The sequence below is a fragment of the Glycomyces rhizosphaerae genome, from assembly GCF_042647865.1.
GTDB lineage: Bacteria > Actinomycetota > Actinomycetes > Mycobacteriales > Micromonosporaceae > Glycomyces > Glycomyces rhizosphaerae.
Genome location: NZ_JBHRWO010000004.1, coordinates 301,770 through 313,810 on the forward strand (window position 1 = coordinate 301,770; position 12,041 = coordinate 313,810).

13 protein-coding genes are annotated in these 12,041 nt (G+C 69.6%); 10 read left to right on the top strand and 3 right to left on the bottom strand.

Going from position 1 to position 12,041, the window contains the following annotated elements:
* Window positions 1-105 precede the first annotated feature (105 nt).
* From ACFO8M_RS02255 to rnc, 9 genes are all read left to right on the top strand, one after another.
* Complete coding sequence (locus ACFO8M_RS02255; protein ID WP_387969902.1) at window positions 106-1,362, top strand: hypothetical protein; 1,257 nt, start codon at window positions 106-108, stop codon at window positions 1,360-1,362.
* Window positions 1,363-1,470: 108 nt separating this feature from the next.
* On the top strand, window positions 1,471-3,153 hold the full coding sequence (locus ACFO8M_RS02260) for a DAK2 domain-containing protein (RefSeq protein ID WP_387969905.1): 1,683 nt from the start codon (window positions 1,471-1,473) through the stop codon (window positions 3,151-3,153).
* Window positions 3,150-5,345: an ATP-dependent DNA helicase RecG gene (gene recG, locus ACFO8M_RS02265; RefSeq protein ID WP_387969907.1), complete on the top strand. Its 2,196-nt coding sequence runs from the start codon at window positions 3,150-3,152 to the stop codon at window positions 5,343-5,345. The genes ACFO8M_RS02260 and recG overlap by 4 nt, the downstream gene beginning before the upstream one ends.
* 51 nt (window positions 5,346-5,396) lie before the next feature.
* A complete protein-coding gene (gene rsmD / locus ACFO8M_RS02270; RefSeq protein ID WP_387969909.1) occupies window positions 5,397-5,954 on the top strand; it encodes a 16S rRNA (guanine(966)-N(2))-methyltransferase RsmD in 558 nt (185 codons plus the stop codon).
* The gene (gene coaD / locus ACFO8M_RS02275) at window positions 5,951-6,442 is read left to right on the top strand and encodes a pantetheine-phosphate adenylyltransferase (RefSeq protein WP_387969912.1); all 492 of its coding nucleotides are present in this window, start codon (window positions 5,951-5,953) and stop codon (window positions 6,440-6,442) included. Before rsmD ends, coaD begins: the two co-directional genes overlap by 4 nt.
* Window positions 6,443-6,505: 63 nt before the next feature.
* Window positions 6,506-7,018, top strand: a complete 513-nt coding sequence (locus ACFO8M_RS02280) for a hypothetical protein (protein ID WP_387971162.1) — start codon at window positions 6,506-6,508, stop codon at window positions 7,016-7,018.
* Window positions 7,019-7,275: 257 nt separating this feature from the next.
* Entirely contained in the window at window positions 7,276-7,845 is a 570-nt protein-coding gene (locus ACFO8M_RS02285) for a YceD family protein (protein WP_387969915.1), read from the top strand.
* Between the two features lie 33 nt (window positions 7,846-7,878).
* Window positions 7,879-8,052, top strand: a complete 174-nt coding sequence (gene rpmF, locus ACFO8M_RS02290; protein WP_387969918.1) for a 50S ribosomal protein L32 — start codon at window positions 7,879-7,881, stop codon at window positions 8,050-8,052.
* A gap of 12 nt (window positions 8,053-8,064) precedes the next feature.
* Entirely contained in the window at window positions 8,065-8,781 is a 717-nt protein-coding gene (gene rnc / locus ACFO8M_RS02295) for a ribonuclease III (RefSeq protein ID WP_387969921.1), read from the top strand.
* Window positions 8,782-8,988: 207 nt separating this feature from the next.
* Here the strand turns inward: rnc and mutM are convergent, their stop codons facing one another.
* The 3 genes from mutM to ACFO8M_RS02310 all read right to left on the bottom strand — a co-directional run bounded on the left by mutM (window position 8,989) and on the right by ACFO8M_RS02310 (window position 11,450).
* Complete coding sequence (gene mutM / locus ACFO8M_RS02300) at window positions 8,989-9,819, bottom strand: bifunctional DNA-formamidopyrimidine glycosylase/DNA-(apurinic or apyrimidinic site) lyase (RefSeq protein ID WP_387969923.1); 831 nt, start codon at window positions 9,817-9,819, stop codon at window positions 8,989-8,991.
* A 46-nt stretch (window positions 9,820-9,865) separates the two neighbouring features.
* Entirely contained in the window at window positions 9,866-10,489 is a 624-nt protein-coding gene (locus ACFO8M_RS02305; RefSeq protein WP_387971165.1) for a helix-turn-helix transcriptional regulator, read from the bottom strand.
* Between the two features lie 220 nt (window positions 10,490-10,709).
* Window positions 10,710-11,450 (bottom strand): CAP domain-containing protein, encoded by a 741-nt coding sequence (locus tag ACFO8M_RS02310; protein ID WP_387969926.1) that lies wholly within the window; start codon window positions 11,448-11,450, stop codon window positions 10,710-10,712.
* 348 nt (window positions 11,451-11,798) lie between these two features.
* Between ACFO8M_RS02310 and ACFO8M_RS02315 the strand changes: the two genes are divergently transcribed.
* Entirely contained in the window at window positions 11,799-11,987 is a 189-nt protein-coding gene (locus ACFO8M_RS02315) for a hypothetical protein (protein WP_387969929.1), read from the top strand.
* The last annotated feature ends 54 nt before the right edge of the window (window positions 11,988-12,041 follow it).

Below are 12,041 nucleotides of genomic sequence, written 5' to 3' on the forward strand. Positions count from 1 at the left end.
GCCGCGGTCGGCTACCGTCGGTGACTCTAGGATGGGTGCGGATCCCGTAGGCTAGCCGCATACACATGATGTGCCGATGCCCATATCTTCTTTGGTGAGTCGAACATGAGCCACACCCCGCAGCAGCCTGCCGACGGCTGGCAGCCGCAGCAGCAACAGCCCCCGGTGTACCGCCCGAACGAGCAGCCTCCCCAGGAGGACCCGCCGCCGTGGTCACCGGAGAGTCAGCGCATGGCGCAGTCGGGCCAGCAGGGCCCGGTCGAGGAGGACGGGACCGTCAAGTACGTCGGCGGCCCCGGTCAGCCGTCGCCGCAGCAGTTCGGGCCGCCTCCGGGTGTCCCGGTCTCCCCGTTCGACGCGCCGCCGCAGCAGGCCTTCCAGGGCCAGCAGCCGTTCGCCTCTCCTCCTCAGCAGCAACCGCAGCAGCCGTTCCAGGCGAGCCCGCCGCCGCCTCAGGCCGCGGACCCGTTCGGCCCCTCCGGCGGTTTCCCCGTCTCGGGCATGCCGGTCTCCGGGATGCCGCCCGTGTCCTCGATTCCCGCCTCCGGGATGCCGGTTTCGGGCATGCCCGTCTCCGGGATGCCGGGCGGTCCCGGCCAGCCGCCGTTCGGCGGCGGCCAGTTCGGCCCCCAAGGCGGCCAGCTCGTCCCGGTGTCCGGCGGCGGCGCCCAACCCTGGGGCGCCCCTGACACGATCCAGCGCAGGAACAAGAAGAAGGGCGGCAAGGGCCCGATGTGGCTCCTCGTCGCCGGGATCGTGGTCATCGCGGCGGCACTCGGCGTCGGCGGCTTCATCCTCTTCAACCCGCAGGACGAGCCGAAAGACGAGCAGACCGGCACCATCGAGAGCAACGAGGCCACGCAAGAGGCCTCCGAGGCAGCGCCTTCGGGCGAAGCGTCCGCCGAGCCCGAGGCCCCCGCGGCGACCACTGTGGTCGCCAACGAGGCCTCCGGCCTGAGCATCGCGGCCCCCGAAGGCTCGACCGAGGCCGCGACCCCGCCCGCCGGGATCACCTCGCCCACCGGCCTGGTCCTGGGCGGCACGGGCCCGACGGTCTTCTACGGCGCGCTCGACGCCGCCGCGATCGGCGCCGGCGAGGACGTCAAGATCAAGGACCTCGGCACGAACCTGCAGAACCTGGCAGCGACCTGGGCCGGCGGCGCCGCCGAAGGCGCCCAGGGCTCCCAGTACCGCGTGGACGCCCGCTCGGCCTTCTTCAACACCTTCACCGTCGGCGAGCTGACGGTGATGACCGCGGTCATCGAGAACGGCAGCGGCTACGTGGGCTTCGTCGGGTCGGCCACCGCCGACCAGGTCGACGCGCTCACCGCGGCCCGCAACAGCCTCAGCTTCGGCGCTTAAAGAAATATCGGCATCGACCGGCCCGCACGCGGAAGCGTGCGGGCCGGTGCGCGTTCCAAAGGGCCGACACCGCTCGCGCGACCGCGTTGGGGCGTATTCTCATGACCCGTGGTGGATATCCCTGAGACTGGACGCCAGCTCCTCGACGCCGGCATCATGCGCGAGTGGGCCGCGCGCGGCATCGACACGTTGACCCGCCACCGGCGCGGCGTCGACGAACTGAACGTGTTCCCCGTCGCCGACTCCGACACGGCGACGAACATGGTCGCGACCCTCCAGGCCGCCTTCCAAGGCGGTACGCCCGGCCTCGGCCTCGAAGCGCTCCTCGACGAGGCCTCCGATCGGGCGCTGCTCTCGGCCCGCGGCAACTCCGGCGTGATCCTCGCCCAGATGCTCCGCGGCCTCGCCGACGTCTGGAACAGCGACGCGATCGACGCGAAGGGCTTCGCCGCCGGCCTGCGCGCGGCCACCGACGCCGCCACAGCGGCCGTCGCCGTCCCGACCGCCGGCACGATCCTCACCGTCGCCGAGGCCGCCGCCTCAGCCGCCGGCAAGGCCGCCTCCTTCGGCCTCGTCTCGGCCGCCCGCGCCGCCGCGGAGGCCGCCGCCGCGGCCGTCGCGGCCACGCCGGGCCAACTGCCCGCGCTCGCCCGCGCCGGGGTCGTGGACGCCGGGGGACTGGCTCTCACCGTGCTCCTCGAGGCGCTCGTGGAGACCCTCACCGGTTCGGTGTCGACCGGCGCGCTCGACCTCCTCGAACGCCACCGGGTGCGCGCGGTCTCGGAGGTCGAGGAGGTCCCGCGCGAGACCGGCTCGGAGCTCTACGGCTACGAGGTCCAGTACCTCCTCGAAGCGAACGCCGCGGCCGCGGCCGACCTGCGCCACAGCCTCACCGCCCTCGGCGACTCGGTGGTCATCATCGGCTCCCGTGCCGCCATGGACGTCACCATGTTCAACGTCCACGTGCACGTCAACGACATCGGCGCGGCGATCGAGGCCGGCATCGAACGCGGCCGCGTCCACCGCATCTCCGTGACCCGCTTCGACGACTCCGCGCACCGTGAGCCCCCGCCGGTCGCCGATGCCGCCGAGACTCCGAAGCGCGCCGTCATCGCGGTCACCGAGACGGGCGCCGTCCGCGGCTTCCTCGAAGGCGAGGGCTGCCGCACCGTCGTGCTGGAGGGCACCGTCCTGTCGGAGAGCCCCGTCGTGGTCAAGAGCACCGCCGCCGCCGAGAGCCATACCGGCTTCCTGCGAGCGGTCGAGCGCATCACCGCCGAACTCGCGGACCTCCGCGCCGCCGGTCGCCCGAACGCCGTGGTGATCGCCGACGGCACCGAGGCCGCCCGTGCCGCGCGCAAGGCCGCGCAGCACACACGCGGCGACGGCTTCCGGATCACGGTGGTCCCCACCGCCTCGGTGATGCAGAGCATCGCGGCCTTCGCCGTCCACGACCCCGACCGGCGCTTCGACGACGACGTCATCGCCATGGCCGAAGCCGCAGCCGCATGCCGCACCGGGGAGCTCCGCGCGGCTGCCGACGGCGTCACCGTCGCCATCGGCGCAGAGATCGTCCACGCCGCCGAGGAGCCTCTGGCGGCCGCCCGCGACCTCGCCGACCGGTTCTGCAACGCCGGCGCCGAACTCCTCACCGTCCTGCCCGGTCGCGGTTCGAACGCCGGGATTGTCACAGCCTTGAGCGATCATGTCCACGAGGCGTGGCCGCTCGTGGAGATCCAGCAGCTGCCCGCCTCGGAAGACGAGCCGCTGCTGTTGATCGGAGCCGAATGACCATTGGGCTGGACACCCGGCTGCGCGAGGTCCTGGGGAAGAAGACCGGGGACAAGCTCAGCGAGGGACTGGGTCTGGAGACCGTCGGGGACCTCCTGGGCCACTACCCCTTCCGCAACGCCACCCGCGGCGAGAGCACCGACCTCGGCTCGCTCCGCGTGGGCGACGAGGTCACCGTCGCCGCCCAGGTCCGCGCCGCGACCGTCAAGAAGTTCTACCCCAAGGCCGGCCGCGCGGGCTCATACGGCCGCAAGCCCCGCGAGAAGCCGCGCGAACTCCTGGAGGTCATCGTCTCCGACCAGTTCGGGCGCACCCTCTCCCTGACGTTCTTCAGCCAGAGCTGGCGCGCCAAGGAACTCGTCGCCGGACGCTGGGGCCTGTTCGCGGGGAAAGTGGCCGACTTCCGCGGCCGCCTGCAACTCAACTCCCCGCAGTACCAGCTCCTGGCCGAGGACGCCGCCGACCCGTCGAGCGCCATCGAGGAGTTCGCCGGGGCCCTCATCCCCGTCTACCCCGCCACCGCCGACCTGCCGTCCTGGAACATCGCCAAGGCCGTCAAGACCGTCCTCGACCTCGTCACGGACCTGCCGGACCCGCTGCCGCGGTCGATCCGCGCCGAGCGGCACCTGATGGGCTACACGACAGCCCTGCGCCAGATCCACCGCCCCGAATCGCACGAACTGAACGGCGCGGCCAAGAAGCGCCTCAAATGGCAAGAAGCCCTGGTGATGCAGGCCGTGCTCGTACGCCGAAAAGCCGAATCCGCCGGCGAGGCCGCCACCGCCTACGCCCGCGGCGGCGCCCTCCCCGACGCCTTCGACGCCCGACTCCCCTTCACCCTCACCGAAGGCCAGCGGCAGGTCGGCGACGAGCTCGCCGGCGAACTCGCCGGGGTGCACCCGATGCACCGCCTCCTCCAAGGCGACGTCGGCTCCGGCAAGACCCTCGTGGCCCTCCGCGCGATGCTCCAAGTCGTCGCCCACGGCGGCCAGGCCGCGCTCCTCGCCCCCACCGAAGTCCTCGCCGCCCAACACCACCGGTCGATCGTGGACATGCTCGGCGACCTCGCCAAGGGCGGCGAGCTCGGCGCCCCGCCCGAAGCCACCCGCGTCGCGCTCCTCACCGGCTCCGCCACCGCCGCCCAGCGCCGCACCTTCCTCGACGAGGTGAAGACCAACACGGCCGGGATCGTCATCGGCACCCACGCGCTCCTCTACGACGGCGTCGACTTCGCCGACCTCGGCTTCGTCGTCGTCGACGAGCAGCACCGCTTCGGCGTCGAACAGCGCGACGCCCTGCGCGCCAAGGCCGACCGGACCCCGCACACGCTCGTCATGACCGCCACCCCGATCCCGCGCACCGTCGCGATGACCGTCTACGGCGACCTCGAGACCAGCCGCCTCACCGAGCTCCCGGCCGGCCGCATCCCCATCGCCACCCACGTCGTGCCCTACACCGACAGCCGCTGGATGACCCGCGCCTGGAACCGGGTCCGCGAAGAGGTCGCCGCCGGACGCCAGGCCTACGTCGTCTGCCCGCGCGTCGGAGGCGAAGACGCGGAAGAGAAAGAGGGCGACAAGCGCCCGCCCCTCGCCGTCACCGACGTCATCGAGCAGCTCCAGAACGGCGCCCTCCAGGGACTGCGGCTCGCCCTCCTCCACGGCCGCCTCGACGCCGACGAGAAGGACCGCGTCATGCGCGCCTACGCCGCGGGCGAGATCGACGTGCTCGTCGCCACCACCGTCATCGAAGTCGGTGTCAACGTGCCCAACGCCACCGCCATGGTCGTGCTCGACGCCGAGCGTTTCGGCATCTCCCAGCTCCACCAGCTGCGCGGCCGCGTCGGCCGCGGCGCCCACGCGGGCCTGTGCCTGCTCGTGAGCGAAGCCCCCGAAGGCTCCTCGTCCCGCGAGCGCCTCGACGCGGTCGCCTCCACCACCGACGGTTTCGCGCTGGCCGAACTCGACCTCGAGCAGCGCCGCGAAGGCGACGTGCTCGGCGCGGCCCAGTCCGGCATGAAGTCGCACGTGAAGCTCTTGTCCCTGCTCAAGGACGCCGACATCATCGAGGCCGCCCGCGCCGAGGCCGCGGCGCTCATCGAGGCCGACCCGACGCTCGCGGGCGAGCCCGCCTTCGCGGCGCTCGTCGACGACCTCGCCGCCGACCGAGGGGACTACCTGGAGAAGGGCTGACCGCCGCGGCAGGTCTGCCGAACGCGCCGCACCGGATTATTGTTGTGGCAAATGACTAGGATCATCGCCGGCAGCCTCAAGGGCCGCCGCCTCGCCACGCCTCCGGGGGACCGCACCCGGCCCACCTCCGACCGCGTCCGAGAAGCGCTGTTCAACTCGCTCGCCCCCGGCGGCGACCTCGACGGCCTGCGCTTCGCCGACCTCTACGCCGGGTCCGGCGCGGTCGGTCTCGAAGCGCTCTCGCGCGGCGCCTCCGCCGCCCTCTTCGTCGAGTCCCATGCGCTCACCGCGAAGCTGTTGCGCCGCAACATCGCCGATCTCGGTGTCACCGGCGCGGACGTGATCTGCGCCCCTGTCGAGAAGGCGCTCCAGACCAACCCGGCCGAGCCGTTCGACATCGTCTTCGCCGACCCGCCGTACGCCGTCACCGACGCCGCCATCGCCGAGGTGCTGGAAGCGCTGGTCGGGCAGGGCTGGCTCGCTGAGGACGCCGATGTGGTGGTCGAACGCGGCGACAAGGCCGCCGCGGTGCCGTGGCCGGAGAAGATCGCAGAAGACCGCGTCCGTCGTTACGGCGGCACGGCACTTTGCTACGGTCACGCCCTGTGAAACCTGAAGCTCGCATCGCCGTGTGCCCCGGTTCATTCGATCCGGTGACCTACGGTCATCTCGACATCTTCGGACGCGCCTCCCAGCTGTACGATGAGCTGTGGGTCGCGGTCTTCCACAACGCTTCCAAGAACGCGATGTTCAGCGTCGAGGAACGAGTGGAGCTCCTCCGCGAGACCACCGCGGACATCCCCAACGTGCGAGTGGCCTCCTTCCAGGGCCTCGTCGTCGACTTCTGCCAGAAGCACGGCGCCGGAGTACTCGTCAAGGGCGTCCGCGCGGTCTCGGACTTCGACTACGAACTGCAGATGGCTCAAATGAACTACGGGTTGCGAGGCATCGAGACCGTCTTCATCCCGACCAACCCTCTCTACTCCTTCCTGTCGTCTTCGATGGTCAAGGACGTGGCGAAATGGGGCGGCGACATCTCGCCCTACGCGCCTGAAATCGTCCAATCGCGACTGATCGAGCGTTTGGGACAGGATTAGCCACGTTTCAGACCCTCATCCGGGACAATCGTCCCCATGAATGACATCGACGGGAGCAAATCGGTGGGTGCGCTCGACCGGATCGAAGAGATCATCGCCTACGTGGAGCAGGCCAAGGCCGTTCCCATGTCCCGGGCCTGCAAGGTGGACCGGGCCGAGATGATCGGCATGCTCGAAGAGCTCCAGAACGAACTCCCCGGCGACCTGCGCCGTGCCGAGGCCATGCTCCAGGAGCGCGACAAGATCATCGACGCCGGCGAGCGCGAGGCCGAGCGGATCATCACCGAAGGCGAGACCGAGCACGCGCGGCTCGTCTCCCGCCACGAGATCACCGTCTCCGCCGAGCACGAGGGCAACCGCATCATCGCGGAGGCCCGCGGCGAGGCCCAGCGCCTGCGCGACGAGGTCGACGAGTACGTCGACACCACCCTCGCGAACTTCGAGCAGTTCCTGCACCGCGCCCTCTCCGGCGTGGAGCGCGGCCGCGACAAGATGAGCACCCTCCGGGAGATCGGCAGCTTCGCGCCCTCGCAGCAGGAGTCCGTCGAAGAAGAGAAGCCGCTGCCGCAGCTCTGACGCCGGGTGGCGGGCGGTCGACCGGGTGCCCGGCCGACCCACCCGCCCAGGGCGGGTAAGCGACCCTGCCCGCCAAGCCTCGCGCCCGGGTACGACAGAAACGGCCCGGTCGAGAGCCGGGTGTCGGTGAAATCACTCCGCCGCCGCGTCCCCGCACTGCCCGCTACCTGGGTTGGGGCCGCTTCCGTCGCTGATGTAGCATTACCGGTCGGCCTCGATCGAGGCGCACCTCCCTATCGAAGGACCGCAGTACACCCATGACGACGACCGCTCTGGATCCCACCGCGCCGCTGGTGTTCGACACCGCGGAGCTGCGTGGCGCGGGCACGACGATGCACGTCGCCCGCGAGATCCCCGCACCCGAGGCCTACGGCCTCGAAGCGGTGTACGCGGTCCCCAAGGGCGCGGTCCTCGACATCGACGTCCACTTGACCGGCGTCAGCGAAGGCGTGCTCGCAACCGGGCAGGTCGAAGCGGTCGCCGAGGGCGAGTGTGCGAGGTGCCTCGCACCGGTGCAGGACGCTCTCAGCGTCCAGGTGCAGGAGCTGTACGCTTATGAAGGCTCCGTCACCGAAGCGACCACTGAAGCCGATGAGATCATGCGGCTCCAGGGGGACCTGCTCGATCTGGAGCCCGCGGTCCGGGACGCGCTGGTGCTGGCGATGCCAGTCACCCCGCTGTGCCGACCTGACTGCCCGGGATTGTGCGCCGAATGCGGCGTCCCCTGGGATGAACTGCCCGACGACCACGGCCACGAGGTCGTGGACCCCCGTTGGGCGGGCTTGGAGAAGCTTCGACTCGCCGATTCTGACGGCGAATCGAAATAGCACAGCGTAAGCGTATAGGTATGGAGTTCTGAAGTGGCTGTTCCGAAGCGTCGTATGTCGCGCAGCAACACCCGGCACCGTCGGTCGCAGTGGAAGGCTGTGGCGATCCAGCTGGTCGAGTGCCCGCAGTGCCACGCCAAGAAGCGCGGCCACCAGGTCTGTGAGGTCTGCGGCACGTACAGGGGCCGTCAGGTCCTCGAGGCCTAAGTCCTCCCGCGCATGGGCGACAAGGCAGTTCAACATTTCGAAGCGGTGTTCGGGGTCCGAGATATCGACCCCGAACTGCTGCGTCTCGCCCTGACGCACCGGTCCTACGCCTACGAGCACGGCGGACTGCCCACCAACGAGCGCTTGGAGTTCCTCGGGGACTCCGTGCTCAGCCTGGTGGTCACCACCGCGCTCTACCAGGAGCACCCCGACCTGCCCGAAGGGCAGCTCGCGCGCTTGCGCGCGTCGGTGGTGAACATGAAGGCGCTGGCCGGTGTGGCGCGCCGCATGGGCGCGGGCGGTATCGGTCCGCATCTCCTGCTCGGCAAGGGCGAGGAGACCTCGGGTGGCCGCGGCAAGAACTCGATCCTCGCCGATGCGGTGGAGTCGCTGCTCGGCGCCGTCTACCTGCAGTACGGGATCGAGACCGCCAAGAGCGTGGTCCACCTGTTCTTCGACCCGCTCATGGAGGCCGCGGCCGGTCAGGGCGCGGCCCTGGACTGGAAGACGAGTCTCCAGGAGCTGACGGCCGACTCCGGTCTCGGCGTGCCCGAGTATCGGATCTCCGAGTCCGGCCCCGACCACGCCAAGCAGTTCACGGCGTGGGCGGTCGTGGCGGGCGAGGAGTTCGGCGAGGGCTCCGGCGGTTCCAAGAAGGACGCCGAGCAGATCGCCGCCAAGCTCGCTTGGCAGGTGCTCTCCGAGCGCTTGGGCGTCAAACAGCGATAAGAGCTTTGCGAAAGGGCGGAACCGGGTCCCCGGCTCCGCCCTTTCGCGTTTGCGTTGCCGCCGAAGGCCGTCCACAAACCCCCACCCACCACGAGAGGGGAACGGTAGCGTCCATCGTTTCGCGGGGGTCCGACAAGACAGGGGTCCCGCGGCGCTCGTGTCACCCGAAAGCGTGGCTCAACACCGGCATTTCGGGCATGGGCGTGATCAGCGCTGGCATTTCGGGCAGTAGTGCGCGGACCTGTCGCCGATGACCTCGCGTTTGATCGCCGTGCCGCAGCGCTTGCAGGGTTGGCCCGCTCGGCCGTAGACCGCGAGCTCCCGCGCGAAGTACCCGTTCTCGCCGTTGGTATCGACGTACAGCTTGTCGAACGAGGTCCCTCCCACTTCGAGCGCCTCGGTGAGCACGTCCTTGACGTGGCCGAGCAGCTCCAGGGCCTTGCGTTTCGAGAGCGATTCCCCGCTCCTCCTGCCGCGCAGGCGCGAGCGCCACAGTGCTTCGTCGGCGTAGATGTTCCCGACGCCGCTGATCCAGCCCTGGTCGAGCAGGGCCTTCTTGACCTCGATGCGCCGCCGCAGGAGCTTCGCGGCGCTGGCTTCCGCGTCGAACTCGTCCTCGAACACGTCGGGGGCAATGTGCGCCAAGGTCTTCGGCACGGGTCCGTCCATGTCGGCGAGATCCAGGAATCCGAAGGTGCGCTGGTCGATGAACCACAGCTCGCGTCCGTCGTCGAAGCGCAACCGGACCCGCAGGTGTTTGTGGGCTTCGCGGCCGTCCGTGACGATGAGGAAATGGCCGCTCATGCCGAGGTGGCAGACGAGCGAGCGGCCGTCGTCGAGTTCGAGCCACATGAACTTGCCGCGCCGACCGCTCCCGGTGATCCGGAGGCCCTTCAGGTGGGTCTGGAAACTGGCGGCGCCGGGCGCGTGGCGGCGTACGGCCCGCTGGTTGTAGACCTCGACGGTACTGATGCATCCGCCGCGAAAGGCCTCGTCGACCCCGCGGCGGACCGTCTCTACTTCGGGAAGTTCTGGCACGCCTCAAGTATGAGCCCTCAGACGTGCCCGCTCCCGCTCCGGTGCCTCAGCTGAGCTGCGGGTGCTTCTCCCTGACCGTGTCGAGCCCGTAGTTGATGGCGAACGCGATGGCCGCGAGCCGCGAGTTCACGCCGAGCTTGCCGAGCACGTTCTGCACGTGCGACCGCACTGTGGAGACCGAGACGCCCATCTGCGTGGCCATCTGGGCCGTCGGCTCGCCGCGCACGATGCGGCGCAGCACGTCGTCCTCGCGCGGTGTCAGGTGATGCGCCAGTTCGAGCGCGTCGTCGTCACCGAGCAGCGGCGCCGGTTGGAGGGCCGCCCGCAGCAGCTGCGGGTCGTAATAGGGCGGGCTGAGCAGCCCGCGGTCGATGGCCCGGAGCAGCTCGCCCGGCATGATGTGGGTGTTCGCTATGCCGGCGGCGGAGACCGAGACGGCTTTGCGGAGGACCGAGCCGTCGTCGCGGTCGGTGATGAGGAAGACCGGTCGCTTGCAGTCGGTCAGGACCCGGTTCCGGGAGACCGCTTCGAGTGCGACCAGGCAGCAGTCGATCTGCGCATCCGCCGCCAAGAGCGCCTTGGCGCTCCTGGCCTCGATGGGGAAGTCACCGCGTCGGTGAAGCAGGGGTCGAATGCTGGCGGAGAAGACCTGATTCGGGTCGTACAGCATGACACGCACGGTTGGCACCTCGTCCTTCAGGTTTTTTGGTCGCCTCCCCAGATGCGCGCCTCAGCAGGCGGCCATACCAGCATGACTGTTGGTAATCGCCCAGTCCAGCGTTGAGTCGGATGGACGACAGTAAGAGGTTCCAGCGCCTTTCACCTGCGATAATGCAGGACCTTCAGCGGCCTGCCCGGTCTTGGCGAAGCTTGAATCGGCGAAGTGTCGACTACCCGAAGTTCTGGACCCAGTAGAGCGTGCCGTCGCGATCGGCCACGCCGATGCCGATGACGCTGTAGTCGCAGTTGAGGATGTTGGCGCGGTGGCCTTCGGAGTCCATCCAGCCCTCCATCACGGACGCGGCGTCCGGGTAGCCCGCGGCGATGTTCTCGCCGACGCCGCCTTCGTAGCCCTGCTCGGCGGCCCGGTCGGTGGGGCTGCGGCCGTCCTGCGAGGTGTGGTCGAAGTAGTCGTTGACGGCCATGTCCTCGGCGTGGAGCCGCGCCGCCGCGTCGAGTCGCGAGTCGCGTTCCAAAGAGCCGCAACCGGCTTCGGCGCGCTCGCCGGCCACCAGGTCGGCCACGGCGGCTTCCACGTCGGCGTAAGGGCTCGATTCGGCCTCGTCCTCGCCGCCGCCGGATCCGCCCCCGTCCTCTTCGGCCGGCGCCTCGGTGGTCTCCTCGGGCTCCTCAGTGGTGGGAAGCTCCTCCGGCTCCTGCGTGCGGAGCCCGGCCTCGCCGGTCGCGAGGTCCGACAGGGCCTCGGCGGAGGTCGACTCTTCCGGTCCGGTGGTTTCGACCGTCCTGGTGGTTGGTGCGTCGTCCGATACCGCGAGTCCGTCGAGTGGCGATCCGAGCGCCCACAGTGACGTCGCGGCGGCCGTGAGGCCGAAGACCGCCGGGATGAGAAGGAGCATCCGTCGGCGTTGCTCGATGCGGTCGCGGTGGCGCCCGCCCTGGAGTCTTCGCATGGGGGTACGGCCTCGTCACGTGGGGTTACGTGGAAATCATTCGGATTTGCGGGGACCCTATCAGGTTTGCGCGCCTCGTGCACGGAGCAGCAACCGCCGCGGCGACCGTGAGGGACCCCCACGGGTGTGACCCCCGTCGAATCCAGTGGGCAAAGCATGTGCAAAGCTTGACGAAGACCGTCGATCAGGCGGATGATGTCTAGAGACGGCCAGTGTTCACGAGCCGTGCTCCACTGGTCCGGCGAGGGGCAATCGGCCCCAGCGGCTAAAAGAATTCACTCAGAAAATGCGACGTTATTCATGGTGCGTAGCCAACGCCACCAGACGACGTGATCGCAAGGAGAAACCATGGCGAAAGCCCTCTATGGCCACATCGGCCAGGCACCCGACAAGCGCCTGCTCGAAGAAGTGGTCCAACTACGCGCGCGAGTACGTAACCTCGAATCCGAGCTCGCCGAGCTTCGGGCCCGGGAGGACGAGATCGAGCACGATCATGTCGAGGAGTTGATGCGGCTGCACGAGCCCGCGTTGACCTAGTTCGTCACTCGCGACAACGAAACATCAGCGCGCCTGCTGCACGACAGCCGGCGC

Bases quoted from the DNA above. Each gene is read 5' to 3' on its own strand.
- ACFO8M_RS02255 (WP_387969902.1), top strand. From the start codon at position 106: ATGAGCCACACCCCGCAGCAGCCTGCCGACGGCTGGCAGCCGCAGCAG.
- recG (WP_387969907.1), top strand. From the start codon at position 3,150: ATGACCATTGGGCTGGACACCCGGCTGCGCGAGGTCCTGGGGAAGAAG.
- rsmD (WP_387969909.1), top strand. From the start codon at position 5,397: ATGACTAGGATCATCGCCGGCAGCCTCAAGGGCCGCCGCCTCGCCACG.
- ACFO8M_RS02285 (WP_387969915.1), top strand. From the start codon at position 7,276: ATGACGACGACCGCTCTGGATCCCACCGCGCCGCTGGTGTTCGACACC.
- rnc (WP_387969921.1), top strand. From the start codon at position 8,065: ATGGGCGACAAGGCAGTTCAACATTTCGAAGCGGTGTTCGGGGTCCGA.
- ACFO8M_RS02305 (WP_387971165.1), bottom strand. From the start codon at position 10,489: ATGCTGTACGACCCGAATCAGGTCTTCTCCGCCAGCATTCGACCCCTG.
- ACFO8M_RS02310 (WP_387969926.1), bottom strand. From the start codon at position 11,450: ATGCGAAGACTCCAGGGCGGGCGCCACCGCGACCGCATCGAGCAACGC.
- ACFO8M_RS02315 (WP_387969929.1), top strand. From the start codon at position 11,799: ATGGCGAAAGCCCTCTATGGCCACATCGGCCAGGCACCCGACAAGCGC.